We start from the raw sequence: 26,687 nt of genomic DNA on the forward strand, positions 1-26,687 counted from the left end.
TCCTATTCTTATAAAAGCGGTAGAACCGTGCCAACGTTTTGTTCTTGTGCAGCATTGAAGAACCATTTAGCGCAGACAATATCGTCAATCGCCATGCCCATTGGGTTGAGCAAAATGATTTCATCTTCGTGTTCGCGGCCGTTTTTATGACCAATAATGATGTCGCCAAGTTCAGCATGTAGTTTTTCACGGCTGAATAAGCCATCTTCAACTAGCACATTGATGACTTTCTTTTCTCGGTTTGATTGGTCCCAGTCATCTACAATCACTTTGTCGACTTTTAAGAAGACTTCAGGCTCGATATCCATAATTGAAATATTTGAAACAAAGCAGCCTTTTTTTAGCCACTCAAATGGAATGTAAGGTTTATCTGAAACTGTGCAGGTAATCAGCACATCTGCTTGCTCAATTGCAGACTTAGCGCTGTCATGAATTTCAATTTCTAATTGCGGATATTCCGATAAGAACAACGCTTTGAGTTTTTCAGCCGCTTCAGGGTTTACATCAAATAAATGGATTTTTTTCACTTGAGCATATTGTTCAAGCACAGTCTTAATCTGCATTTGAGCAATCGGTCCGCAGCCAATTACAGTAATGTCTGAAAAGTCTTTTTTTGCTAAATATTTAATTGAGACACCAGTAATTGCCGCAGTTCGCATGGCACTGATGAGGCTGCCTTCCATCACTGCAACTGGATAATTTGTTTCTGAGTCATTTAAAACAATTAATGCACTAGCACGCGGAATATTGAATTTTTTAGGGTTATGTTGTCTTGAACCAATCCATTTGATTCCAGCAATCGGGTCGTTGCCGCCTAAATAACAAGGCATTGCAATAATACGGTCGGCAATATGGTCTGCACCTTGCCAACGAAGGTACGGTTTTAAGGGTTGTACAAACTGTTTATTTGCATGCAGGGTTAAACCTTCAGTAATCGCTTCAATAAATGAATTACTATGATTTGCGCCAAGATTTAATAAATCTGATTGACTTAAATAGCGAAGGGTAGCCAAATTGCTCATGAATATTTCCTATGGAGAAGGTTAAACAATATTTTGTAAAGTAAGATTTTCTTGGCGTCGTAAGTTTCGATTGAAGTGACGCTTCTTGATCATTTCGAACCATTCATCTTCATAAACCAGATCGAGATAACGATCGCCACGATCGGGCAACAGTGTTAAGACGCATGAACCTTCTGGAATGGTTGGAATCAGCTTTTTGATGGCTGAAATAGATGAGCCGCTCGAGCCACCTGCAAAGATTCCTTCATGTTCAAGAAGTTCTCTGCAACCCAGTGCCGATTCATAGTCATCTACATAAATGACATCATCAATTTCATCGGGAGAGAGGAGAGCCGGAACAGTGCTTGCTCCAATGCCAGGAATTTCGCGTGGACCAGATGTACCACCAAATAAGACAGAGCCAACAATATCGACAGCGATGACTTTTAATTCGGGGAACTTTTCTTTAAGGCGACGAGATACGCCCATAATCGTGCCGGAGGTACTTGCTCCAATCACGAGGTAATCAATCTTGCGATCAATTTGATTTAGGATTTCTTCTGCTTCACCAAAATAATGGCTTTTCCAGTTATTTGGATTTGCATACTGATTAATCCAAACAGCATTAGGAAGCTGTTGGCAGAGTCGTTTTACAGTGTCAATTCTGGTTTTTAAATAACCGCCGTTTTGGTCTTTTTCAGAGACCATTTCGATATTGGCCTTGTAGAGCTTCAACATTTGTAAGTTTGCTGAGGCAATTTTCGGGTCAATAACGGCAGTAAATTTTAATCCATATATTTTGCAAGCCATTGCAAGCGCAATCGCTAAGTTCCCTGATGAACTTTCAACAATATGACTATCTTTATTAATAACTCCAGATTTCAGGCCTTCCTGTAGCATGAATAATGCTGGACGGTCTTTAATGCTTCCTCCTGGATTTAACAATTCCATTTTCGCAATCACTGAGATCGATTGATGCGTGAATAGCCTTGATAATTGTAGTAGTGGCGTTTTACCTATGCAGTCGAGAATATTTTCATGGATCATGGTAGATCTTCTCAGGTTTTTATGTGGTGTGAATGATAATGATTATTAATTTAATTATTATTACCATTTGTGCCATGATTGTTGCGGTTTGTAACTCAAAACAGGAGCGACTTAGAGGATTTTTCACTAATTTTTTTTATCTAATTATTTGAATCGTAATATTTAAGTTTTACAAAAGGATTAATAAATAAATCTTTTTAAATATAATGACATAGGCAATAAATTACTTTAGAGCTAAAAAAATTAATTTAATTAAGACAGATGCGAGAAATTATTTTGAAGAAATAAAATGAAATTTATGACCTCACCCGCGTAATTGATGCATCACTATTCTGTAGTGAGCATGGGTAGATTTAAGGCTTAAAGAAGAGATAAATATTTAAAGACTGACTTAAGATGCTTTGAATAATGAACTGAAATTGATCAAGTGGCAGTTATTGATATGAAAATGTCTGAAAATGATACGCTTAGATAGATATGATCATTTCCATAAGCGCTATATTTTCAATGGATGAGTTGAGCCTAGAAAATATAGTAATGCGTGTTTCGCATTTTGTCTTATGGGTCTTTCAAGCTGTCTTTGTCATAAAAGACAGCTTTTTTTTATGGCGATTTGATAAGTAGAAAAGTTATGAACGATAGCGTTGTTTAGCTTGTTCATAAGCCTCAAGATTAATGCATTGAGCACCCAAGCTTGTGATTTGTGCTTGGTCGAGTTGAAGTTCATCCCATTTTTGCATTTGCTCGAGCAGCCAATAAAAGTCTTCTACTTTTGGAAGTGCACTTTCTTTTACTAAATGACGGACAATATCCTGAATCATATAATATTTGTCGACATGGACTTCTTCTGAACAATGGAAGCGAACAATTCCAAACTCGACCAATAATTTTAAAATTGGAGCAAAGTCTTCTAACTCACTCAATTCTTGTTGAGCTTTCATAATTGCTGTGGTGAGTGCAACTAGTGTTTGTGGATGCTGTTCAGCCCATTCTTGAGTTACTGCTAAAACCTTGTCAGCCACAGGTGGAATAATGTTTTGACTTGAGCAAATCATTTTACTTAAACCTAAAAGCTCACCTTGAGTATTCCAAGGTTCTCCGACACAAAAACCATCAATCACATGTTTGTCTAATGCTTCGACCATATAAGGTGGCGGTAATGTTTTAAGCTGGATAGATTGTGCAAGTTCAGGGTTTGCTAAGGCGAGCCACTCTCTTAAACAATAATGATGAATAGAATGCTTAAATACATGAGCTAAAGAAATGGAGTGACCTTGTTCGAGATAATCTGCCACTTTTTGCGCTGTTACTTGAGCCGTATCATTTTTTTGAATTGCAAGTTGATGAGTAAGTTTTTGGCTTAAGCTAATAAAAGCACGGTTTTCACTTAAAACGAGTGATGTTTGTAGTGGCGTGCCAATTTGATCTGTGCCTACTGCCGCTGCAGGTAACATTGCAGATAAGCAATGCGCTGCATCTAATAGACCAAAAGCAAGACGGTCTCGAAGACTTGCCCATGATGCTTCTTTAACTAAAGTGACATCTAAACCCACCTCTTCAAAGAAGCCTCTTTGTTTTGCCCAAAGCAATGCAAGACAATCAAGCAAAGGAATATAGCCGAGTTGTAATTGAGTCTTTTCTAATGTGCTCATTTATTCATCCTTTAGTTGATTGTTGAGTAATTTTTGGGCATCAAGTAACCGCCGTGCCATTTCTCCAATCGTTATACGGTGACTCATAGCATTTTTTCTGAGAAGTTGGAAAGCTGTATCTTCAGGCAGACCGTGGAGTTGCATGAGTAACACTTTGGCCTTTTCAACATCTTTACGATCAGCCAGTTTTGTTTGAGCCTCTTTTAAGTCACCTTCGAGTTTTTTGTGTTTTTTATATTGCTCAATCGAGATTTCTAAAATGGTATGTAAGCGGGCAGGATCTATGCCATCTACAATATAAGCAGTTACTCCCGCATCGATGGCTTGTTTGATGGTGTCTTTATCTGAATTTTTAGTGAACAGGACAGTCGGTAGGTCATAGCTACTCACACAACTTTCAATAATGTCACGATGAGGATGATCCATATCGAGCAAGATCACATCGGCTTGTAAATGCTCGAGACGAAAAATATTTAAATGGTCCAAAGTAAGGCAAGCGACCACTTCAAAATCATTTTCAAGCAGACTTTTTCTTATATAGTCTGCTCGCGCATGATCATCATCAATAAGGGCTATTTTGAGTTTTGGCATAAGTTCAGAAAATCAGGCTAAGAAAATGCGCCAATTCGACGCGTTTTTTGTTATCAGGTTTTAAGCAAGATTAGTGCCATCCAAAAATCAACAAAAAATTCAGTTTAAGTGGCATTTCAGCAAGCTAAACAATGAATGTGGTCAGTCTTGGTGCAAAAATACGATTCATTTTGTGGCAAGACATATTTTTATTTCAACTATGTAAGTGTACAGCGATGGGGCAAATAGAATAAGACATTATTTTTATAAGATAGCTGGGTGAATTATATCTATTTGAAATTAAATATAAAAAATTAATAAATTAAATTTATATAAGAATTGGCATGCAAAATGCTTACTTAATTACAGGTCGAAGACGACCATAAGTTTTAAAGACGGCCAACGATGTCCGTTCTGATCGAATTTGTGAGTGCAACTGTGCACACAAAGAATTTACGTTCAGTCGGAGTGAAGGCCATGTCTTTATTTTTATTGCATAAAAAAGTTACATCTGAATTATCTAATTTTTCAGTTCCAGCGATGCGAGCCTTCTCTATGAGGGGGCTCGCTTTTTTTATTTCTTTTTATGACTTTGCTGTGCATTGGGTGTCATTAACGAGTGGGAAAAATGGATTCCAAGCAGCTACATGCTTTGTGAGATTGATTTGCTTCTCGGTAGAACACAAGGCAAAAAAACAACGTCTATTTGAGAACGCAATAACGCAGCTTAAAAGCAACGTGATTTGAGGAGAAACACTATGAAATTGGTAATGATTGGTCATGGTATGGTGGGCCACAAATTCATCGAAGCCATTTTAGAAAAAGCAGATGATGAACTGGAAATCACGATTCTCGCGGAAGAACCTCGTATCGCATATGACCGTGTACATTTGACAGAATATTTCTCTGGGAAATCAGCAAAAGATTTATCTTTAGCACGTTTTGACTTTGCTGATGCTCATGGCATTGACTTACGTCTAAATACCAAAGCAACTGCAATTGATACAGCTGCACAAACAGTCACAACCAATCATGGTGATGTCATCAGCTATGACAAATTGGTGTTGGCAACAGGTTCGTATGCATTCGTTCCACCAATTCCAGGGAATGACCGTGAAAACTGCTTTGTTTACCGTACCATTGAAGACTTAGATGCGATTCGTGCAGCGAGTCTCAATGCAAAAACAGGTGTAGTGATTGGTGGTGGTTTACTTGGACTTGAAGCTGCAAAAGCTTTACGTGATTTAGATCTAGAAACGCACGTTGTTGAGTTTGCGCCACGTTTAATGGCAGTTCAAATTGATGATTTGGGCGGTAAAGTTTTACGCCGTAAAATTGAAGACCTTGGTGTAAAAGTTCATACACAAAAAGCGACTCAATCTATTGAATGCGGTGACAGCACAACTCATGTAATGAAATTTGCAGATGGTAGCGAGCTTGAAGCAGATGTGATTTTATTCTCTGCAGGGATCCGTCCACGTGATGAACTTGCACGTAACAGTGGTCTCGCGATTGGTGAGCGTGGCGGTATTGTCATTAATGATTACTGCCAAACTTCAGATAACAATATTTATGCCATTGGTGAATGTGCGCTTTGGCAAAATAAAATTTATGGTTTGGTTGCACCGGGCTATGACATGGCGCGTATTGCAGCAAAACACATTTTAGATGAAGAGTGTCATTGCTTCGCTGGTGCAGACATGAGCACTAAGTTGAAGTTGATGGGTGTGGACGTTGCCTCTGTCGGTGATGCGCATGCCATGACGCCGGGTGCATTAAGCTATTTCTATGCAGATGAGCATGCACTGGTTTATAAAAAGATTGTTGTAAATGCAGATAAAACCAAATTGCTGGGCGCGGTTTTGGTGGGCGATGCCAAAGAGTACAACGATCTTTTACAAATGATGTTAAACGGTCTGGCTTTACCGGAAGTTCCTGAAAGCTTAATTATGCCGGGATTTGAGCAGTCGGCAGGAAAATCTGGTGGTAGCGGTGTAGATTTACTTCCAGACAGCGCAACCATTTGTTCATGTAACAACGTATCAAAAGCAGACATCTGTCAAGCAATTAGCGATGGTTCGACCTCTTTAGGTGCATTAAAGAAATGCACCAAAGCAGCAACAGCCTGTGGTGGCTGTGCACCATTAGTGACACAAGTGTTGAAGTCAGAGTTACAACGTCAAGGTGTGACTGTAAATAACCACATTTGCGAACACTTCCCGTACTCGCGTCAAGAGTTGTATCACTTGGTTCGTGTCAATGAAATCAAAACTTTTGATGATTTGATTCATCAACATGGTCATGGTTTAGGGTGCGATATCTGTAAACCTGCTGCGGCAAACATTTTAGCCTCTTGCTGGAATGATTTTGTACTTGAGCCAAGCCATGCAGGCTTACAAGACAGTAATGACTACTATTTGGGTAACATCCAAAAAGACGGTTCTTACTCGGTTGTACCGCGTATGGCAGGTGGTGAGGTGACTCCAGATGGTTTAATCGCGATTGGTCAAATTGCGAAGAAATATAACTTGTACACCAAAATTACTGGCGGTCAACGTGTTGACATGTTCGGGGCGCAAGTTCATGAGCTTCCATTCATTTGGGAAGAGCTGAATGCTGCGGGCTTCGAGTCTGGTCATGCTTACGGTAAATCATTGCGTACCGTGAAATCTTGTGTGGGTAGCACATGGTGCCGTTACGGGGTAGACAACTCGGTTGGTTTAGCGATCGAGCTTGAAAACCGCTACAAAGGTTTACGTTCACCGCATAAATTAAAAATGGCAGTGTCTGGCTGTACTCGTGAGTGTGCGGAAGCGCAAGGTAAAGATGTAGGTATTATCGCGACCGAAAAAGGGTGGAACCTTTATGTCTGTGGTAACGGTGGTATGAAACCACGTCATGCCGAGTTACTTGCATCTGACCTTGATAAAGCAACGCTCATCCGTTACATCGACCGTTTCTATATGTTCTACATCCAAACAGCAGACCGTTTACAACGTACGAGTGTATGGCGCGACAACATGGAAGGTGGCTTAGATTACCTTAAATCTGTAGTTGTGGATGATTCACTTGGTTTGGCTGCCGAGCTTGAACGCCGTATGGAACACATTATTGGCACATATCAAGACGAATGGCGTACTGCGGTGGAAAATCCTGAAGTTCGCAAACGCTTCCAAACGTATATCAACGCAGGAGCAAATGAACAGGCTGATCCACACATTCAATTTACAACTGAACGTGGTCAAATCCGTCCATTAACCGAAGCTGAACGTTCAGAAGACCGCATTCCAATGGTTGAAGCATAAAGGAGAACTTATATGAATATTGTACAAGACAAAAATATGCTTCCTGATGATCAATGGATTGATGTGTGTGCACTCGATGATTTAACCCCAAACACGGGTGCAGGAGCGCTAGTGGGCGGCCAAGCGGTAGCAATCTTCCGTGTAGGACATGAAAAACGTGTTTACGTGCTGAGTAATAAAGATCCATTTAGCCAAGCGAATGTGATGAGCCGTGGGATTATTGGTGATTTACAAGGTGAGCGTGTCATTGCATCGCCAATCTATAAACAACATTTTAGTTTGGCAACGGGCCGTTGTTTAGAAGATAAAGACCAAAAATTGGCGGTTTACCCGAGCAAAATTGTTGATGGTCGTGTTTGGGTCAATGCGGTGCCGCAGAAAACTTATATTACCAATACAGGTGTATCACAAGACAAACTTAAACTGGTGCTGATCGGGAATGGCTTGGCAGGGATGCGTTGTCTAGAAGATTTACTTGATATGGCACCAGACCGTTATGAAGTTACGGTGATTGGTGAAGAACCATGGGGGAACTATAACCGTATTATGTTGTCTCCGGTTTTATCGGGTGAAAAAACCATTGAAGACATTATGTTGCATCCACCAAAGTGGTACGACGATAAAGGCATTAAATTTATTGCCGGTGATAAAGCCGTAAAAATTGATCGTCCGCGTAAAGTGGTTTACACCGAAAAAGGCCAGACAGTTGATTATGACCGTTTGATTCTGGCAACAGGTTCGGCACCATTTATTCCACCAGTTCAAGGTGTCGACTTAAAGGGCGTGTTAACTTTCCGCGATATTTATGACGTTAACACCATGATTGAATACTGCGGTTCAAAAACCAACGCCGTGGTGATTGGCGGTGGTTTACTTGGTTTAGAAGCGGCGTATGGTTTAAAGCAACGCGGTATGAATGTCACAGTCTTGCATTTGATGGACCGTATTATGGAGCGTCAACTTGATGGGCGTGCAAGTCAGTTATTACGTCATAGCATTGAGCAAAAAGGCATTCAAATCATTACCGAAGCCAATACCGAAGCGTTAATTGGTGATGAAAACGGTCATGTCAAACAAATCCGATTGAAAGATGGCACAGTTTTAGATACAGACCTTGTGGTGTTCGCTGTAGGTATCCGTCCGAATATTGCTTTGGCGCAAAGTGCAGGATTACGTTGTAATCGTGGTGTATTAGTGAATGACACCATGCAAACATTTGACCCAAGTATTTATGCCGTGGGTGAGTGTATCGAACATCGTGGTCAAACTTTCGGTTTGGTTGAACCATTGTGGGGGCAAGCTTTTATTTGCGCGACCCATTTAGCAGAGCATGGTAGCTTAACCTTTAAAGCACCTACAGTACCGACTCAGTTGAAAGTCAGTGGTGTCGATGTATTCTCGGCTGGTAATTTTGAGCCGAAAGATGATTATGAAGATATTATCCTGAACGATGAAAAACGCCAGATTTATAAGCGTATTATCATTCAAAGTGATCGGGTAATCGGTGCAGTATTGTTTGGTGATACTGAAGATGGTATGTGGTATGCAGAGTTAATTGCAGATCAAACCCCTGTTTCTTCATTTAGAAATAAACTGCTATTTGGTCGAGATTTTGCATTAAAAAATGCAGGCTAAATAGGGAAAGGAGCAGTTATGAATAGTATTCCAAGCGTTGAAGTTGATAGCTCCGATCATGTTGCAAAAACAATCAAAACAACATGTCCATATTGTGGGGTGGGTTGCGGTGTTAGCGTAAACGTCCAACAAAAACCTCAAGGACCTCTGGTACAAGTTGAGGGGGATGCTGAGCATCCTTCCAACTTTGGACGCTTATGTATTAAAGGTAGCCGTCTTGCGGATACTTTGGGGTTAGAAACACGTGTTTTACAACCAATGATGGGGCGCAAAGCTGATCGGATGGTAACGACATGGGATGCGGCAATCAATAAAATTGCCGATAAATTCCAATCTTGTATCGACCAATATGGCCGTGACAGCATTGCATTTTATGTTTCAGGTCAGCTTTTGACTGAAGATTATTATGTAGTAAATAAGTTTGTAAAAGGCTATTTGGGCACAGCAAATATCGACACCAACTCGCGCCTTTGCATGTCATCTGCGGTGGCAGGTCACAAACGTAGTTTCGGTGAAGATATTGTGCCTGCAAGTTATGAAGATTTTGAACATGCAGATATAGTGGTTTTGGTCGGTTCTAATACCGCATGGTGCCATCCTGTGCTGTATCAGCGGATTATGCAGGCTAAAAGCCACAATCCCGATATGTTTGTGGTGGTAATTGACCCACGTTTTACCAGTACTTGTGAGCAAGCGGATTTACATTTACCGATTTTACCGGGCCAAGATGTCGCATTGTTCAATGGCCTATTCCAATATCTATATCAAAATGGTCATGCCGATCAGGCATTTGTAGAGGCTTATACCGAAGGTCTGCAAGATGTTTTGGCAAGCAGCCACCCAGAAGCCGATATTGAATATGTGGCAAAGCGTACAGGTATTGCACTCGATAAATTACAGCAGTTCTTTGAGAAATTTGCTCAAACTGAAAAAGTAATTACCCTATTTTCAATGGGTGTGAATCAATCAAGTCAGGGTGTGAATAAGGCCAACAGTATTATTAATTGTCATTTACTAACAGGCAAAATTGGTAAGCTTGGTGCTGCACCATTTTCGATGACAGGTCAGCCCAATGCGATGGGTGGTCGAGAAGTGGGTGGCTTAGCCAATATGTTGGCTGCACACATGGATCTGGATAATCCATTACATCAAAAAGTAGTGCAAACCTTTTGGGATAGCCCATTTATTGCAACTCAAGCTGGCTTAAAAGCAGTTGATTTATTTAATGCGGTTGAAGCCGGAAAAATTAAAGCCATCTGGATTATGGCAACTAATCCAGTGGTGAGTTTACCAGATGCCGATCAGGTGAAACGTGCTTTAGAGAAATGCGAATTGGTCGTTGTGTCAGATATCTGTGCCGATACGGATACTACAGCTTACGCCGATGTGTTACTTCCAGCTTTAGGTTGGGGTGAAAAAGATGGCACAGTGACGAATTCTGAGCGTCGTATTTCACGTCAACGTGCTTTTTTACCTGCGCCGGGCGAAGCGAAAGCAGATTGGTGGTCTGTTAGCCAAGTCGCGAAAAAATTGGGCTTTAAAGGTTTTGACTTTGCGAGTGCAAGTGACATCTTTAATGAGCATGCAGCGTTATCTGCACAAGACAATGCAGACATGGATTTGCGAGAAGAGAGTAATAATTTTCGTTATTTCAACCTGAAAGGTTTAATGAATCTGAATGCTGATGAGTACGATGCTCTACAACCAGTGCAATGGCCAGTATGGGATAAAAACCAAGATGCTAAAGCCGTTCAACAACTGTTTGGTAAGGGCCAGTTTAGTCACAAAAACACCAAGGCAAAATTGATTCCGACTGTTGCAATTAATCCCGTACATGCAATTTCAGAAGATTATCCGCTCATTTTGAATACGGGGCGTATCCGTGACCAATGGCACACCATGACTCGTACTGGTTTGTCACCAAATTTGACCAGTCACCGCGCTGAACCATTCTGTGAGATTCATCCAAGTGATGCTTTGAAGTTTGGCGTACGTGATCAAGGCTTAGTAGAAGTTCGTTCGAAATGGGGCAGTTGTGTACTACGTGTGACCTTCTCATCGGGGGTACGTCGTGGGCAAATTTTTGCACCGATTCACTGGACTGAACAGGTTGCATCCGACGCCCGCATTGGTAAAGTCGTTAATCCAGAAGTTGATGCAATTTCAGGTGAACCTGAGTTCAAACATACGCCTGTAACTATTCAGCCGTTCTATACCACTTGGCAGGGCGTGCTCTATATTCGTGAAGGATACGATTCGCATATTCAAGAATCGCTACATCACTGTGCATGGTGGACCAAGGTCAAAATGGTTAAAACCAATCGTTATGAACTTGCAGACCGCCAAACTTTTCATGATACTCAAAAGAATCTGAAAAGCTTTTTACCATTTGCCGACGAAACCTTTGAATGGTTAAGCATAGAAGATATTTCTTCACAACTGAGCCATAGCGTTATTTTGAAAGATGGCATTGTAATTGCAAGTCTATATATTGCACCGCCAGATTTATTGCCAGACCGTGACTGGGTAGCAAGTCTGTTTAAACGAGAACGTTTGAGCGCCTTGCACCGAAAAGCTTTACTAGCGGGTATGCCAATGTCGGCTACTAATAATGATGGGCCTTTAGTGTGTAGTTGTTTTAAAGTAGGTAAGAATAAAATTATCGACGTGATAAAAACACAAAACATTACCCATGAAAAACAGGTTACTGCATGTTTAAAAGCAGGTGGGAACTGTGGTTCATGTTTACCTGAAATTCGTGGCTTGATTAAAGCTTGCCAACAAGAGGTGGAAGTGTGAATAAGGGATATCCCGTAACTGATTTAGTCATTTTGGCGGGTGGACAAGCCCGCCGTATGAATGGTTTAAATAAGCTGTTGCAGCAATTTGATGGCGATACGCAACTACTCAAAATTCATCAAAAACTAAAGTCATCTGTATCTGAAATCTGGGTGAATAGTCATCGTGATTATTCGATTTATCAAAGTATTGTGCCTGATATTAAGTGTTTTCAAGATGATGCAGCAGGTTTTTTTGGCCCGCTTATGGGTATGAAAAGCGCCTGGTCACATGTAAAAGCAGATTATGTTTTGTTTATTCCTTGTGATGTGACGTATATACCTACACAAGTCGTTGCGAAATTACACAGCGCACTACGCAAAAATAAACAAGCTCAGGCAGCCTATGTTTCAATTAATGGGGATGCTTTATACCCATTTTGCTTATTAAAGCGTGAAAGCCTGATCACGATAAGAGAGCAAATTAACAAACAACGATTAAGTTTAAAAGAGTGCTTTAAGCTTTTACATGCACAAGTCGCCGTATTTCAAAAACAAAACTTATTTTTTCATAGCATTAACTCTTTGGATGAGCTTCAACAATATAAACAAATCAATGCTTTTAAAGAGATATTTACAGCGAGTTAAACATTAGATTCTATCAATTTACAAACTAAAGTGATGTTATAAACAAATTTTAGAATGATGCGTTCTTGACTATCTAATATATAAGTTCTATTTTGGAACTTGTTATTTTCATTCTAGCCAGATGTATAAAAATAAATGGAGCCAGAAAAATGATGGACGCAGCTCAGCAAAGTAAAACAGATGTGACTGCATGTATCTTATGTTCTAGAAATTGTGGTTTAAGTGTTGAAATTAAAGATAACCAGTTTGTCAAAATTAAAGGTGATCCCGAACATCCTTTTTCTCAAGGTTACGTTTGCCAAAAAGCTGCCAGATTACAGCATTACCAGCAACACGCAGACCGTTTGACTACACCTTTAAAACGTCAACCTGATGGATCATTTCAAGAAGTGAGTTGGGATGTAGCCATAGAAGAAATTGCTGATTGTTTAGTTCAGATTAGAGATGATTTTGGCGGGACTGCTTTTGCTTCTGTTGGGGGCGGCGGTCAGGGTAACCACCTCGGCGCAGCGTATGGCCGACAGCTTTTGCTGGCCATGAAAAGTTATTATGCTTATAACTCTCTTGCTCAAGAAAAAACGGGTGATTTCTGGCTCAATGGCCGCCTATTCGGTAGTCAGGCTTGCCATACCACAGAAGATGTTGAACACGCAGATTATGTACTTTTCATTGGGACAAATCCTTTTCAGGCCCATGGCATTCCTAACGCGCGAGACACACTAAAACATATTAAGAAAGATCCGAATCGAACCATAGTGGTGTTTGACCCGCGTGTTACCGAAACGGCCAAACAAGCAGATATTCATGTGCAGCTAAAACCAGGGACTGATGCTTTTTTAATATCGGCCATGATTGCGATCATTATTAAAGAAAAGCTTTATGATGCAGCGTTTGTTGAGCAACATACGCACGGTTTTGAAGACGTAAAAACAGCATTTAGCCGTGTGCCGATTGAAGACTATATTGCCAAAGCAGATGTTCCAGTCGATTTGATTTACCAAGTCGTTCGAGATTTTGCCAAGGCGAAAAAAGGCTGTATACGTATTGATTTAGGCATTCAACATACTTTAAATACTACATTAAACGGATATTTAGAAAAACTACTGTACTTACTGACTGGAAACTTTGGAAAGCAAGGTACCAATAATCTGCATACCATGTTTATTCCAATCTTAAGCGATACAGATGAAAGAAAGCCTAAATATCGACGTAGTGTTTACCATAAAATGTTCCCCATTTCTGGGTTCTTCCCGCCTAATATTTTACCCGATGAAATTTTAAAAGCAGGGGAAAAGCGAATTCGTGCTGTGTTTGTAGATAGTTGTAACCCGTTATTAACTTATCCTGATACACCAGCTTATGAGGAAGCATTTAAAGCATTAGATTTGTTGGTTGTGGTGGATGTTGCTATGACAGAAACAGCGAGACTTGCAGACTACATTTTGCCTGCTCACACTCAGTTTGAAAAATGGGAATTTACGGGCTTTAATCTTGAGTTTCCTAAGAATGGCTTTCACCTAAGACATCCGGTATTGGCTGCTCAAGCAAATACTTTACCGGAAGCCGAAATTTATACTCGATTACTGGAAGCTATGAATGCTATACCGAAGAATTTTCCAATTTTAGAAAAAATAGCTTCAGTCGACTCGAAAAAAACAGCCTATTTACCGTATTTGTCGGCATTAGGACTCACTTTTGCACGACACAAAAAATATATTCCTTTTGCAGCTTCAATTATCTATCGTACTTTAGGTAAGCAGTTAGAAAACTCAGCTGGTTCAGTTGCTTTTTTATTGCCACTTTCTATTCAATATGCTGTGTTACACACCAAAGCGGTAAGTCGTGCAGGTTATAAAGGTAATCCGTTAACACAAGGTGTCAAACTATTTGAACAGATATTAAAGCAACGTTCAGCTATGGTGTTATCGCAACATGAATATGATGAAGTCTGGAAACTGGTAGCTTATAAAGATAAGAAAATACGTCTAGCTATTCCCGAGATGTTAAATGAGCTCGCAAGCTTGAAAAGCCATAACGTTAATGTTGAAGAGTTTCCTTTCATTCTTTTGTCGGGTGAGCGACGTAGTTATAACGCCAACCAAATTTACCGTGACCCAGCATGGCGAAAAGTAGATGCTGAAGGGGCTTTACGAATTCATCCTGAAGATGCAGGGGCCTTAAATGTAGCTATGGGTGATCAAATCAAATGTATCTCACAACATGGAGAAATTCAGGTTACTGTAGATTTTGATGAGGGAATGCGAAAAGGAGTTGTTTCGCTTCCACATGGTTATGGCATGCGCTTTCAAGGTGGGGAACCAATTGGACCACAATTAAACATGCTCATTTCTGGTGAGCATTGTGATCCTTTGTCTAAAACGCCGTACCATAAATATGTACCCATCCGTTTAGAAAAGTGTTAGAAATAAAGTAGGGGATATAACAGGTTGACGCCGCACTGATTTTGTAAAGCTTTAAAGTTTGAGCTAAAACGGTACGGCTGAAATTTCAATTACAACCCGAAAAGTTATGGACGATAAATAGAATTGGAACAAATTTTGCAATAAAGACCAAAGCACTACTAAGGCGCAATTTTAAAAGTTTAATTGCTCATAATCAGTGCTTGCAATATTTGAACTGTTCTCGATATGAGTGCAAATAATGAAACAATATCACTCTGAAACTGCGCCAATGCTTTTGCAAGATCAATATGGGCGTATCAAGCGAAAGTTACGTATTTCAGTAACTGATCGCTGTAATTTTAAGTGTGTGTATTGCATGCCTGAACATCCTGAATGGCTAAATAAACAAGATTTGCTTAGTTTTGAGGCGCTCTTTCAGTTTTGCAGTTTTATGGTGCAACAAGGTATTGAAAGCATCCGTATTACGGGTGGTGAACCATTAATGCGTCAAGGTATTGTTCATTTCGTTCGCGATTTACAAGCTTTAAAAGCATTAGGTTTAAAGCGTATTTCAATGACCACCAATGGACATTATCTTGCAAAATACGCTCAGCAATTAAAAGATGCTGGACTAGATGATTTAAATATTAGTCTAGATAGCCTAGATCCAATTCAATTTAAAGAGCTCACTAAGAAAAAGTTAGAACCAGTTCTTGAGGGTATTCAAGCTGCAAAAGATGCAGGGCTACCTTTTAAAATAAACTGCGTGTTAATGAAAAATAAAAATGACGATCAAATCCTACCTATGGTGAGATGGTCAATTGCTAATCATATTCCGCTACGTTTTATTGAGTTTATGCCGCTTGATGGTGATGCACTCTGGTCAAATAAAGATGTGGTGAGTGAAGCAGAAATTTTACAGACATTACAACCGGATTATTCGGTACAAGTCATCGAGCAGCAACATGAGCCAGCGCGTCAATATCTGCTTAATAATAGCTACGCTCTAGGCATCATTTCTACAATTACTCATTCATTTTGCCACCAATGTGACCGTATACGACTAACTGCACAAGGTGAGCTATATAACTGTCTATTTGCACAGCAGGGTTTAAATATTAAGCCGCAGCTTCAAGCATTGGTAAGTAAACAACATACGCCAGAATTCGATATGTATATCCAAAATTTAAAGAATTTGGTCCATCCATATATTTGGCATAAAGCTAAAGGTTTTCATGCCTTACAACATCAACAAACCCGTAAAATCAGTATGCATATGCTTGGGGGATAAATGCAGCAATCTATCCAAATTAAAATCGAATCATTTGGTGCAATTGAAAAATTGCTTCCACAAAATCTTTCGATCGTTTGTCCTACCAATATTTTAGTGAAAGATGTCTTAGATCAAATTGTGACTTTACATCCGGAATGTACACAGGCCATGGAAAAATGTGCATGTGCGATAGAGGATAACGTTATAACCAGACAATCTGCCTTAAGTGAGCCGTGTACTTTGGTTTTATTATCACCAGTTGCAGGAGGCTAAGCTATGCGAGATTTTGCACGTATACAAGAGCAGGCTTTAAGCCTAGATATTTTTGATCCTATTGAATCATTTCCTGAATGCGGTGGAATTGATATTTTTATGGGTACGGTTCGTAATCACCACGAAGGTAAAGCGGTTAAGGCCTTGAAATATACCTCGTATAAACCGCTTTCTGAAAAAATGATACGTGAAATTGAACTGGAAATTGAGAAAAAGTATCAGGTATCTTATGTGCGAGTGGTTCACCGGATTGGACATTTAGATGTCGGTGAAACAGCGATTATTGCAATTGCTTATGCAGCCCACCGCCGTGAAGCTTTTCAAGCATGCGAAGAAGCGGTTGAGCGAGTAAAACATGAAGTGCCTGTGTTTAAAGAAGAGTTCTTTACAGATGGCACGAGTCATTATGTAGAGGGCTGCTGTATTCGTAAGGATGCACCGCACGAACACAAGCATCACCATCATGCCGGCCATGAACACTCACATTGAAATAAGCAAGACTAGGATAAATAATGAAAAACGTAGGAATGAAGCCGGAAAGTTATCGTGTTGCTGAAGCACAAGCAATTTTATATGCACCACCGCACTGTATTGAATTATTAAGACAAGGGAATACGGAAAAAGGTGATGCATTAAAAACCGCACGTGTTGCAGGAATTTTGGCAGCAAAACGAACTGATGAGCTGATTCCTTTATGTCATCCACTGCCGATTTATCGGGCAGATGTTGAATATGAACTAGAACATGATTTTGTAAAGATCGTTGCCGTAGTTGAAACCATTGGTCCAACTGGCGTAGAGATGGAGGCCCTAACGGCTGCAAGTCTCGCAGGTTTAACCATTTACGATATGTTAAAACCACATTGTGAACCAGAAGAACTCTGGATGGACCAATGTAAATTGCTTAAGAAAAAAGGCGGTAAATCACACTTTAAGCGAGTTCTTCGTCAGCCTGTTTCGGCTGCGGTTATTGTGTTGTCAGACACCGTAGCAGCGGGTAGAAAGCCCGATACTGCCGGAAAATCTGTGGTTGAAACTTTAACCGAAGCAGGATTCGATCCAATTCATTACCAAATTTTGCCAGATGAAGCGGATACTTTAAAAAACTTAGTGCTTGAGTTGAGCAAATCATATGCTTGCATTATGACGGTTGGTGGAACAGGAATTGGTAAGCGTGACATTACAGTTGATACGCTAGAACCACTTTTAGAACGAAAGCTAGATGGCTTAATGGAAGCTGCTCGTTCATTTGGACAAAAACGCACGCCATATGCTGCAATGTCGCGTGGCGTAGCTGGTTTTATTGATCGTTCTTTAGTGGTGACTTTACCGGGAAGCCGTGGTGGAGCAAGCGAATCAATGGCAGCTATCTTGCCAGCATTAGTGCATATCTTTGATGTTTGCCGTGATTTACCACATCCGGGAGGCTATGAGTAATGACTGGTTGTGGTGCAGAACGTGGGTTGATTAGCGTAGATGAAGCAATTGAGCTGATTAGTAACCGACCTAAAAAATTAGGTTCAATTCAGCAACCTCTTCAAAATAGCCTAAGTAGGTATCTTGCTAAAGAAATTTATTCAGAAATTAACCTACCAAGCTTTTCTCAAAGTGCTGTGGATGGCTATGTACTTTGTTGTCATGCTGAAGATTTAAATAATCAAAAGTTTCAGGTTACTGGCGAGATTCGTGCCGGAAGCGAAAGTCATGACACTCTGAGTGAAGGTCAAGCGATTCGCATATTTACGGGCGGTAAAATTCCTGAAGGGACAACGCATGTAGCGAGGCAAGAAATCGTATCGGTTGTTTCGCCTCAAGAGATTTGTTTAACGGAGCATATACGTCCCCAAGCTGATATTCGTTTTACTGGCGAAGAAATCCAGCAAGGGCAGTTACTTGCACAAATTGGACAATTTTTGAATATTGGAAGTTTGGCTGCCTTAAGTATGGCGGGTGTACAAACGGTTGACGTTTACCGTGCGCCGAAAGTTGCTGTTTTGATCACGGGTGATGAAGTTGCCGAAACAGCAGAAGATCTAGCTGAAGGTAAAATCTTTGATGCAAATGGTCCATTACTAAAAGCTTGGTTTGAAGATTATGGTTTAGATGTTGAACTCATTCATGTGGCAGATGAGGCAGCACAGGTCACACAATATTTCGACCAATTAAAAGATAGCCATGATGTGGTTATAACCACAGGTGGAGTCTCTGTAGGCGACTATGATTTTGTTCGGCCATGTGCTCTTGAAGTTGGTTTTGAACAGATATTTTGGAAAGTAAAACAAAAGCCAGGTAAGCCACTCTTTTTTGCTGAATATTTTCATCCAGAATCAGATCACCACTGTTATTTACTTGGGTTGCCCGGTAATCCTGCTGCGGTCTATGTGTCTATGCAGGTTTACGGTAAAGCATTGCTTGACACTTTACAGGGAAACTCGGCAGGACCAGATTGGTTTAGTGCGATTTTAGATCACGATTTAAAAGAAGATGGGCGGGAACGGTTTCTAAGAATGCATGCCTATTTTGACAATGGACAACTCAAAGTTAAAAGTCTGGCAAAACAGCAATCACATATGCTCAGTAATTTAATGCAAGCCAATTGTCTGGTCCGAATTCCGGCAAGTGCAAAATTGGAAGCGGGTTATATATTGAAGGGCATATCTATTTCAAATTAATAACCAGTAATGATAAATATAACTCACTATATAACTGAGTGAGTTATATTTATTAAGCAATTTTAAATAATAACTTTTAATTTTTTATAATGAAAATTCTTTCATAAGCTTGATAAGAAGTTATTTTAATAATGAATCTTGCATAAATCGTGCTAAGTGGTTTAGGGTATAAACAATAGGGCCATTAGGCTAGGAAATATCGAGGAACGCATAAAGATGAAATGGGACGACATCGGTGATCAACCTTGTTCGGTTGCTCGTATGCTATCAGTGATTGGCGATCGATGGACGATGCTAATATTACGTAATGCTTTTATGGGAATACACCGTTTTGACGATTTTCAAAAATCATTAGGCGTAACTCGTCATGTCCTTTCGGATCGTTTAAAGCGTTTGGTTGAATATGAAATTTTAGTCAAAGCCCCTTATTTTGATCGTCAGGAACGCTTTGAATATAAATTGACTGATAAAGGTTTTGAACTTTATCCAATTATTTTGTCTATGGCGAATTGGGCTGATAAATGGATGGATCAAGGTTTAGGCAAACCTTTAGAATATCGTCATAAAACGTGTGGTCATAAATTTGAACCAGTCATGGTATGTTCGGTTTGCCGTGAACCTTTACATGCAAAACAAGTTCAGGTTTCAGCAGGGCCGGGTTATTTTGCATATATGCAGCAAAAACAGAAACAAGCTTAATTTCTTTTACTACCAATTATAAAGACTCTTGTTGAATCGCATCAGCTAGAGTCTTATAGATATGGTCATGATCTGACTGGGTTACATTAAAGCGTATGAATTGACCAGCATTGGAAGCTTGGCTAAACGCATTTCCTGGTGCAAGAATAACCTGATGATTAATACAATATTTTGCAATTTCTGAAGCTTCAACTCCCTTTGGCAAATGACACCAAACAAAAATTCCAGCTTGAGGCTTAATCCACGGTTTTATACCCAAAGGTTCTAACTGCGTAATGGTATCGTGCATCGCTTTTGCTAATCGGACCTTTAATAATTCTATATGTTTACGGTAAGATCCATCTGTTAAAGCACTTAATAAAACTTCAGCCGATACACCATTGTGAGAAAAGCTTGTGGCAATTTTCAGGTCAGTGAGCTGATCAATCCATTCTGGTTTAGCAATAATATAGCCACAACGAATAGATGCTGATAACGTTTTAGAAAAACTTCCAATAAAGATTACACGTGAAAGATTATCCAAAGCAGCAAGCCGAGGAGCAGGGCTATATTCAAAATCTGAGAAAATATCATCCTCAACAACAATCAAATTTGATTGTTCAATAAGTTTTAATAATTGATGCGCCGTAGAAAGAGAAAGTACTGCACCAGTTGGATTGTGAATTCCTGAGTTGGTGATATAAAGACGTGGATTGTAAGTCCCAATTGCTTCTTTAAATGCCTCTAAGTCAGGACCTGTTGGTGTGTAGGGAATACCAATAACCTTGACTTGATGAACTTTAAGTAATGCATGAAAGTTAAAATAACAAGGATCATCAATGAGAACGACATCATCGGGCTTTAATAAAAATCGGCAAACCAAATCAATGGCTTGAGTTCCTGAGTCTGTTAAAAGTACTTGATTAAGATTTGCATTGATACCTTTTGCTTGAGCACGTCTTGCCAGTAAATCACGTAGAGCTGGTAATCCTAATGGCGTTGAATAACCCATCAAACAATCATCTGGGCTTCTTGCAGCCGACCTTAATGCTTTACGAATACTATCTAATGGCATCCAGTCATCAGGTAACCAACCGCAGCCGGGTTTAAAAACATCTGATTTTGCTTCTAAAGATTGACGTGAAATCCATAATGGATCGACTGAGCGATCTAATTTAGGACCTAATTCGCTTAAAGAAAGAGGGGCAAGCGGACCAACAATATAAAAACCAGATCCAGTTCTTGATTCGATTTTGCCTAGAGCAATTAATCTTTCATAGGCTTCTACAACCGTTGATACAGAAAATCCAAGGTTATTTGCTAACTTACGAACGGAGGGTAAGCGTGCTCCAGGCATTAAAGACCGATTTTTTATTTGCTGTTCAATCTCTGAAATGACAATTTCAATTTTGGTTTTGTTCTGGTTCATTGACTTATAATCCGAACTGTACTGGTTATTAATACATAACAGTTCTTTAAAATTGTACTGCTTTGTATCTGGTTTATTCACCTTAGCACAGCTTAAATTCTTCGTATAGTGACGGAGAAAATTATGAATAGGTTTATGAATGGCTGGGTGAATGGTTTTATTGGCGTGGCTATTTTTGCGGGATCACTACCAGCTACACGCGTAGCCGTAATGGGTTTCGATCCTGGTTTTCTAACTGCGGCACGTGCGGCAATCGCAGGTATTTTAGGTCTTATTCTTATTTTGGTTTTAAAACAAAAAAAACCAGCCAAGCAAGATTGGTGGCCTCTTGCCATCGTTTCTTTAGGCGTGGTGATAGGTTTTCCTCTATTTACAGCGCTTGCTCTGCAATACATGAATGCGGCTCATTCAATCGTTTTTGTTAGCCTTTTACCCCTCGCAACTGCAATATTTGCTGTGTTAAGAGGCGGCGAAAAACCTAATCAATTTTTCTGGATATTTGCAGTCTTAGGGAGTGCGGTTGTCTTCACTTATATGTTTTTGATTTCTGGTGATACCTCACTTGGGATAGGAGACTTTTATATGTTGATGGCGATCATTTTTTGTGGCTTTGGCTATGCAGAAGGCGGTGTACTTTCAAAAAAAATTGGTGGATGGCAGGTTATTTGTTGGGCGCTTATTTTGTCACTACCTTTTATGCTATTTTTGACTATTTTCTATATGCCAGCTTCATTTCAGAACATATCTACATCAGCTTTAGTAGGTCTTATTTATGTGTCTTTATTTAGTATGCTGATTGGTTTCTTCTTTTGGTACAAAGGGCTTGCGCAAGGAGGAATTGCTGCGATTAGCCAACTACAACTCTTGCAACCTTTAATGGGATTAGGTATTGCTGCAGTCTTGTTACACGAACAAGTAAGTTGGTCAATGTTGGTGGTTACAGCAGCAACGATTTTATGCGTCGCTGCCGCCAAAAAGTTTACCTAATTTTATAAGCAATTTGCTGGTTTAGGGATCCCTGCTAAACGACTTAAGTGACGCGCCACTAAACCAGTATTGAATTGTTGCTGTAAAACTGCATTATTAATATCTGGACTAACTGTTTTCATTAAGAATTTAATGAGAGGACGAGTTGCTGGAGAGTGTCCAAACTGTTGATAAAACTGACGTACAGCTGCTAAAACTTCAAAATGCCAATCGGTGAGTTCAAGATCAAGCGATTTGGCAAGTTCTTGCGCAACTTCAGGATTCCAGATTGTGTAATCAACCAAATGACCATCTTGGTCTAATTCTAAATTCATGAAACCAGCCTAAATATATTATTTAAGAGAAATACAGCGATTAAACGTTAAAACCAGATCAGCAAATTGATCGTAATCTAATACATTTATCTGAGCTAAAGTATCCGTATCGATTAAATTTTTTTCGATGCTTAAACATGAAACAGATTCAAATGGTTGAATCATTTCAGCAGAAAGGTGTGCAGTTGCATCACCCATAAAAACAACTTGATCACCTACCTGAAAAAGATTGCGTAATTCATCAATAATCTTCGGCGTAGAATGGTAAGAAGATTGCACAAGATAAAGTGTTGACGGATTCATTAAACTTACACCTTTATCTACCAATATAGAACATGATCAAAAGATTGAATAAACTCAGCATTCAACTGAACGAATTCAATCTCTTGTTCGGTTTTTTGTACAAGAGGATGCTGCTGATTTTTACTTTCAATCAGAATTGGGCTCAAGTCGTAGAACTCAAAACTTTCGACCATATTTGAGGCCACTTTGAAAGCCTGACGAAACTGATCAAAGCTTAAATCATTTTGCAAAAGACTAAGAGCAGCATCTTTCAATAATACTTTGACTGGTGAGCCAAAGGTTGCTAAAACCATAGTAGCGGAAAGGCTTTCATTGATTTGAAGACTGGTTAAATTGGCTTGACTTAAAATGACGAGTACAGATTTCACACAATATACCTTTTAAAAGCAACAATCTAAGCAAACAAAGTAACTTAAAATTGAATAAGACGAGATGCTGACTGTACTGCATCAGCAAGTTCACCTAACCCGACAAGTTCAAAGTCTTTGGCAAGGTTGTGATGAGTAAGGTGATGGCGACTGGCATTTTCTGCATCTGTAATACCACGAGCGAGGGCAGCACTCACACAAACAGGAAGACGAATAGCAAGCTTTTGCCATTCATGCGTTAAATTACGCTGGTCGTCAGGAACCCATTGAAAATCATTAGCAACCTGCACGCCATCTTGGTAAAAGAATACACGGAAGTCTTCATTTTTACTTTTGAGTGCCTGAGCAAGTCCTAACGCATGCCAAGCATGAATGGAAGTAGGAGCAGAGGTAATTAGTAGTAATGTACTCATTGAGAATTCACTATGGTCATACGTCTAAATGGGCGTAGATACATTAAGAGAAAGGTAAGTATACAATGATTTTAGTGACAGGTGGTTTAGGCTTTATCGGTTCACACATTGCGTTGAGTCTAATGGCTCAAGGGCAAGAGGTGGTAATCGTCGATAATTTGGCTAATTCAACCTTGCAAACTTTGGAACGGCTAGAGTTTATTTCTGGTATGTACGTTCCATTTGTCAAACTTGATGTACGCAATACACCAGCGCTGAATAAGGTGTTTGAGCAATATTCAATTGATGCAGTTATTCATACTGCCGGATTCAAATCAATTGAAGAATCTAACCTTAAACCTCTTGAATATTATAATGATAATGTTAGTTGCATTATGAGCTTGCTTCGTGCCATGCAACGTACGGGTGTTCGTCACTTCATTCATCTGTCTAGCCTTGCAGCTTATGGGAAATCTGGCTTGCAATTGAGTGAAACAGAAGAATTTAATTATGCTTATCCTAATCCCTACATTAAGTCTCAACAGATGATTGAAGAAATTATCCGTGATACTTATAAAATTGACCATGAGTGGAAAATTGCGATCTTACGATTGTCTAATATCGTAGGTGCATTTGAACATGGGGTACTCGGAGAGTATGTCGCTCAGCTCCCTAAAAATATTGTTCCGCTTGCGATGCAAGTCGCAGCAATGCAACGTGATTTAATTGAATTACAAGATCAAGCTGAAACGTCAGATCATACGACTGAACGCAGTTTTTTACATGTTTTAGATTTATGTGAAGCAGTCATTGCGAGCTTACATTGGCTGCGTGAACAAACGCATTGTTGCGAAGCATTTAATATTGCACATGAGCAAGTTCATTCAATTCGTCAATTACTCGATGAAATTTCACAAGTTACTCAAGCTGAAGTTCCTACACAATCAGCAATTTATAAACATGTTGAGTTAGATCAAGTTGGGGCTAATATTGGGAAAGCAAAAACACTATTGCAATGGACACCGAAACGCCCATTAAAACAAATGATCGAAGATGAATGGCGCTTTTATCAAAATACTTTAAATGGAAGATAGGAAATGATTCTTATTTACAATACTGGTATGCTTGAGTACGATATTCAAAATTAACTAGCCAGAGCAAACACTTGCTTCAGCCCGTGAGTTCTTTATTGAAATAACCGAGGTTTCTATGCAAACACGAATTGAACATGACACTATGGGTGAGGTTGAAGTTCCAAATGAAGCATTGTGGGGGGCACAGACTCAACGCAGCTTACAGAACTTTAAAATCGGGCAGGAACGATTACCCCGTGCCATGATTCGAGCGATGGGTTTGGTAAAAAAGGCTGCTGCAATAACCAATGCTGAACTTGAACAACTACCACAAGATTTGAGCCAATATATTGTGGGCGCGGCTGAAGAAGTCATTGATGGTAAATGGGATTCACAGTTTCCTTTAGTGGTCTGGCAGACGGGTTCTGGTACACAAAGTAACATGAACTGCAATGAAGTGATTGCCAATATTGCAAATCAGAAATTAGGGCAAGCCTTAGGTGCTCAAAAGCCAGTACATCCAAACGATCATGTCAATCGTGCTCAATCAACAAATGACTCATTTCCAACGGCCATTCACGTGGCAGCAAGTTTGCAAATTAATGAATTACTCATCCCTGCTGTAGAGCAGCTCAAAGCGACTTTGCAAAAAAAGTCAGATGAGTTTCAGGATATTGTCAAAATTGGCCGTACCCATTTGCAAGATGCTACTCCATTAACCTTAGGTCAAGAATTTAGTGGCTATGTATCACAGCTTGAGCATGGACTGGTTCGACTACAACAAGCTTTGAGGGGTTTATATGAGTTGCCATTAGGTGGCACAGCGGTAGGTACAGGCTTAAATGCACATCCTGACTATGCAGTAAAAGCTGCAGCTCAGCTTGCATTACTTACAGGTTTACCTTTTGTAACCGCGCCTAATAAATTTGAAGCATTAGCAGGGCGGGATGCTGCTGTTTTTGCATCAGGTGCATTAAAAACTTTGGCTGTAAGCTTAAACAAAATCGCGAATGATATTCGTTGGTTGGCAAGTGGACCACGTTGCGGTTTTGGTGAAATCCGTATTCCAGAAAATGAGCCTGGTTCAAGCATTATGCCTGGGAAAGTAAACCCAACACAAAGTGAAGCAATGACCATGGTTGTTGCACAAGTGCTTGGAAATGATACGACCATTAACGTAGCAGGTGCTTCAGGTAACTTCGAATTAAACGTCTTTATGCCAGTGATTGCTTATAACTTATTGCAATCTATTCAGTTACTTGGTGATGCATGTAATAGCTTTAATGATCACTGCGCGGTGGGAATTGAGCCTAATCGCGATAAGATTGATCACTTCTTGCATAATTCTCTGATGCTAGTTACAGCTTTAAATCCAGTAATCGGCTATGAAAATTCTGCAAAAGTTGCAAAGACTGCTTATAAAGAAAATAAAACTTTGAAACAGGTAGCTGTTGAGCTTGGTTTGGTCACAGCAGAGCAATTTGACGAAGTAGTTAAACCTGAAAAGATGGTTTCACCAAATAGTAAGTAATCTATCTAAAAATAACGATATTTTTAGAAACTCAATCAATAAAAAGGCACTTTTGAGCTATTTCAAAAGTGCCTTTTTATTTTAGTAATTCGAAATACTTAACTCCTATGAAAACTTGGGTTTTGATAATCTTATAGTTCAGGATAAAAGTTCAGCCGTTCTCATAGTGTTTAAAAAATTGAGAAATATAGTGAGAGGAAGCTATGTTAAGTAATCTTTGGAACATTTTCGGCTTCTCGTATTTCTTTTGAATGTTTTTTGACTCAGCTCAATTTATTACTTTTGTGTTAAAAAGTGCTTTTAATCACAAAATTTATCTTAAAATCCGTAGTTTTACTAATTAGATTCTGGTTTCTCT

Annotated in this window: 25 protein-coding genes; 16 read left to right on the top strand and 9 right to left on the bottom strand. The window is 39.6% G+C overall.

Going from position 1 to position 26,687, the window contains the following annotated elements; translation table 11 throughout:
• Positions 1-8: 8 nt before the first annotated feature.
• Together sbnB and sbnA are read right to left on the bottom strand one after the other, a co-directional pair.
• Positions 9-1,022 (bottom strand): 2,3-diaminopropionate biosynthesis protein SbnB, encoded by a 1,014-nt coding sequence (gene sbnB, locus MKX14_RS03085; protein WP_046812303.1) that lies wholly within the window; start codon positions 1,020-1,022, stop codon positions 9-11.
• Between the two features lie 21 nt (positions 1,023-1,043).
• On the bottom strand, positions 1,044-2,048 hold the full coding sequence (gene sbnA / locus MKX14_RS03090) for a 2,3-diaminopropionate biosynthesis protein SbnA (protein WP_240281727.1): 1,005 nt from the start codon (positions 2,046-2,048) through the stop codon (positions 1,044-1,046).
• A gap of 507 nt (positions 2,049-2,555) precedes the next feature.
• Here sbnA and MKX14_RS03095 point away from each other — a divergent pair.
• A complete protein-coding gene (locus tag MKX14_RS03095) occupies positions 2,556-2,672 on the top strand; it encodes a hypothetical protein (protein ID WP_240281729.1) in 117 nt (38 codons plus the stop codon).
• A 5-nt stretch (positions 2,673-2,677) separates the two neighbouring features.
• Here the strand turns inward: MKX14_RS03095 and nasF are convergent, their stop codons facing one another.
• Together nasF and nasT are read right to left on the bottom strand one after the other, a co-directional pair.
• On the bottom strand, positions 2,678-3,700 hold the full coding sequence (gene nasF / locus MKX14_RS03100) for an ABC transporter substrate-binding protein (protein WP_108010891.1): 1,023 nt from the start codon (positions 3,698-3,700) through the stop codon (positions 2,678-2,680).
• Positions 3,701-4,291, bottom strand: a complete 591-nt coding sequence (nasT, locus tag MKX14_RS03105) for an ANTAR domain-containing response regulator (RefSeq protein ID WP_002115726.1) — start codon at positions 4,289-4,291, stop codon at positions 3,701-3,703.
• A gap of 384 nt (positions 4,292-4,675) precedes the next feature.
• Here nasT and MKX14_RS03110 point away from each other — a divergent pair, with 384 nt between their 5' ends.
• The 12 genes from MKX14_RS03110 (at position 4,676) to MKX14_RS03165 (ending at position 19,953) form a co-directional block, all read left to right on the top strand.
• Positions 4,676-5,017 carry a hypothetical protein gene (locus MKX14_RS03110; protein WP_240281730.1) on the top strand — a complete coding sequence of 114 codons (342 nt, stop codon included), beginning with the start codon at positions 4,676-4,678 and terminating at the stop codon, positions 5,015-5,017.
• A gap of 11 nt (positions 5,018-5,028) precedes the next feature.
• A complete protein-coding gene (gene nirB / locus MKX14_RS03115) occupies positions 5,029-7,575 on the top strand; it encodes a nitrite reductase large subunit NirB (protein ID WP_240281732.1) in 2,547 nt (848 codons plus the stop codon).
• Positions 7,576-7,587: 12 nt separating this feature from the next.
• Positions 7,588-9,210, top strand: a complete 1,623-nt coding sequence (gene nirD / locus MKX14_RS03120; RefSeq protein ID WP_240281734.1) for a nitrite reductase small subunit NirD — start codon at positions 7,588-7,590, stop codon at positions 9,208-9,210.
• 18 nt (positions 9,211-9,228) lie between these two features.
• On the top strand, positions 9,229-12,009 hold the full coding sequence (gene nasA, locus MKX14_RS03125; RefSeq protein ID WP_240281735.1) for a nitrate reductase: 2,781 nt from the start codon (positions 9,229-9,231) through the stop codon (positions 12,007-12,009).
• Positions 12,006-12,635: a molybdenum cofactor guanylyltransferase gene (gene mobA / locus MKX14_RS03130; protein WP_240281736.1), complete on the top strand. Its 630-nt coding sequence runs from the start codon at positions 12,006-12,008 to the stop codon at positions 12,633-12,635. The genes nasA and mobA overlap by 4 nt, the downstream gene beginning before the upstream one ends.
• A 149-nt stretch (positions 12,636-12,784) precedes the next feature.
• Positions 12,785-15,058, top strand: a complete 2,274-nt coding sequence (fdhA, locus tag MKX14_RS03135) for a molybdopterin-dependent oxidoreductase (RefSeq protein WP_240281737.1) — start codon at positions 12,785-12,787, stop codon at positions 15,056-15,058.
• Between the two features lie 229 nt (positions 15,059-15,287).
• On the top strand, positions 15,288-16,328 hold the full coding sequence (gene moaA, locus MKX14_RS03140; protein WP_240281739.1) for a GTP 3',8-cyclase MoaA: 1,041 nt from the start codon (positions 15,288-15,290) through the stop codon (positions 16,326-16,328).
• Entirely contained in the window at positions 16,329-16,583 is a 255-nt protein-coding gene (locus MKX14_RS03145) for a MoaD/ThiS family protein (RefSeq protein ID WP_031962498.1), read from the top strand. It abuts the gene before it with no gap.
• Positions 16,584-16,586: 3 nt separating this feature from the next.
• A complete protein-coding gene (moaE, locus tag MKX14_RS03150) occupies positions 16,587-17,072 on the top strand; it encodes a molybdenum cofactor biosynthesis protein MoaE (protein WP_108010874.1) in 486 nt (161 codons plus the stop codon).
• A 23-nt stretch (positions 17,073-17,095) separates the two neighbouring features.
• On the top strand, positions 17,096-18,019 hold the full coding sequence (gene moaCB / locus MKX14_RS03155) for a bifunctional molybdenum cofactor biosynthesis protein MoaC/MoaB (RefSeq protein ID WP_000799987.1): 924 nt from the start codon (positions 17,096-17,098) through the stop codon (positions 18,017-18,019).
• Positions 18,019-19,254, top strand: coding sequence for a molybdopterin molybdotransferase MoeA (moeA, locus tag MKX14_RS03160; RefSeq protein WP_240281740.1), 1,236 nt, complete (start codon positions 18,019-18,021; stop codon positions 19,252-19,254). Before moaCB ends, moeA begins: the two co-directional genes overlap by 1 nt.
• A 216-nt stretch (positions 19,255-19,470) precedes the next feature.
• Positions 19,471-19,953 carry a winged helix-turn-helix transcriptional regulator gene (locus tag MKX14_RS03165; protein ID WP_240281741.1) on the top strand — a complete coding sequence of 161 codons (483 nt, stop codon included), beginning with the start codon at positions 19,471-19,473 and terminating at the stop codon, positions 19,951-19,953.
• A 16-nt stretch (positions 19,954-19,969) separates the two neighbouring features.
• Here the strand turns inward: MKX14_RS03165 and MKX14_RS03170 are convergent, their stop codons facing one another.
• The gene (locus tag MKX14_RS03170) at positions 19,970-21,361 is read right to left on the bottom strand and encodes a PLP-dependent aminotransferase family protein (protein WP_240281742.1); all 1,392 of its coding nucleotides are present in this window, start codon (positions 21,359-21,361) and stop codon (positions 19,970-19,972) included.
• A gap of 123 nt (positions 21,362-21,484) precedes the next feature.
• On the opposite strand from MKX14_RS03170, the gene MKX14_RS03175 reads away from it, so the two are divergent.
• Complete coding sequence (locus MKX14_RS03175) at positions 21,485-22,348, top strand: DMT family transporter (RefSeq protein WP_033847330.1); 864 nt, start codon at positions 21,485-21,487, stop codon at positions 22,346-22,348.
• Between the two features lie 2 nt (positions 22,349-22,350).
• Here MKX14_RS03175 and tusE read toward each other — a convergent pair whose 3' ends face one another.
• The 4 genes from tusE to tusD are packed head-to-tail and all read right to left on the bottom strand — an operon-like array spanning position 22,351 to position 23,746.
• On the bottom strand, positions 22,351-22,662 hold the full coding sequence (gene tusE / locus MKX14_RS03180; RefSeq protein ID WP_005046608.1) for a TusE/DsrC/DsvC family sulfur relay protein: 312 nt from the start codon (positions 22,660-22,662) through the stop codon (positions 22,351-22,353).
• An 18-nt stretch (positions 22,663-22,680) separates the two neighbouring features.
• Positions 22,681-22,965 carry a DsrH like protein gene (locus MKX14_RS03185; RefSeq protein WP_240281743.1) on the bottom strand — a complete coding sequence of 95 codons (285 nt, stop codon included), beginning with the start codon at positions 22,963-22,965 and terminating at the stop codon, positions 22,681-22,683.
• 17 nt (positions 22,966-22,982) lie between these two features.
• Complete coding sequence (locus MKX14_RS03190) at positions 22,983-23,333, bottom strand: hypothetical protein (RefSeq protein ID WP_017385985.1); 351 nt, start codon at positions 23,331-23,333, stop codon at positions 22,983-22,985.
• 44 nt (positions 23,334-23,377) lie between these two features.
• Entirely contained in the window at positions 23,378-23,746 is a 369-nt protein-coding gene (tusD, locus tag MKX14_RS03195; protein ID WP_002115623.1) for a sulfurtransferase complex subunit TusD, read from the bottom strand.
• Positions 23,747-23,811: 65 nt separating this feature from the next.
• Here tusD and galE point away from each other — a divergent pair, with 65 nt between their 5' ends.
• Positions 23,812-24,819 carry a UDP-glucose 4-epimerase GalE gene (gene galE, locus MKX14_RS03200; RefSeq protein WP_032062776.1) on the top strand — a complete coding sequence of 336 codons (1,008 nt, stop codon included), beginning with the start codon at positions 23,812-23,814 and terminating at the stop codon, positions 24,817-24,819.
• 115 nt (positions 24,820-24,934) lie between these two features.
• The gene (gene fumC, locus MKX14_RS03205) at positions 24,935-26,329 is read left to right on the top strand and encodes a class II fumarate hydratase (protein ID WP_240281744.1); all 1,395 of its coding nucleotides are present in this window, start codon (positions 24,935-24,937) and stop codon (positions 26,327-26,329) included.
• The last annotated feature ends 358 nt before the right edge of the window (positions 26,330-26,687 follow it).

Origin of the sequence: Acinetobacter pittii (assembly GCF_022449185.1) — a bacterium.
GTDB lineage: Bacteria > Pseudomonadota > Gammaproteobacteria > Pseudomonadales > Moraxellaceae > Acinetobacter > Acinetobacter pittii_I.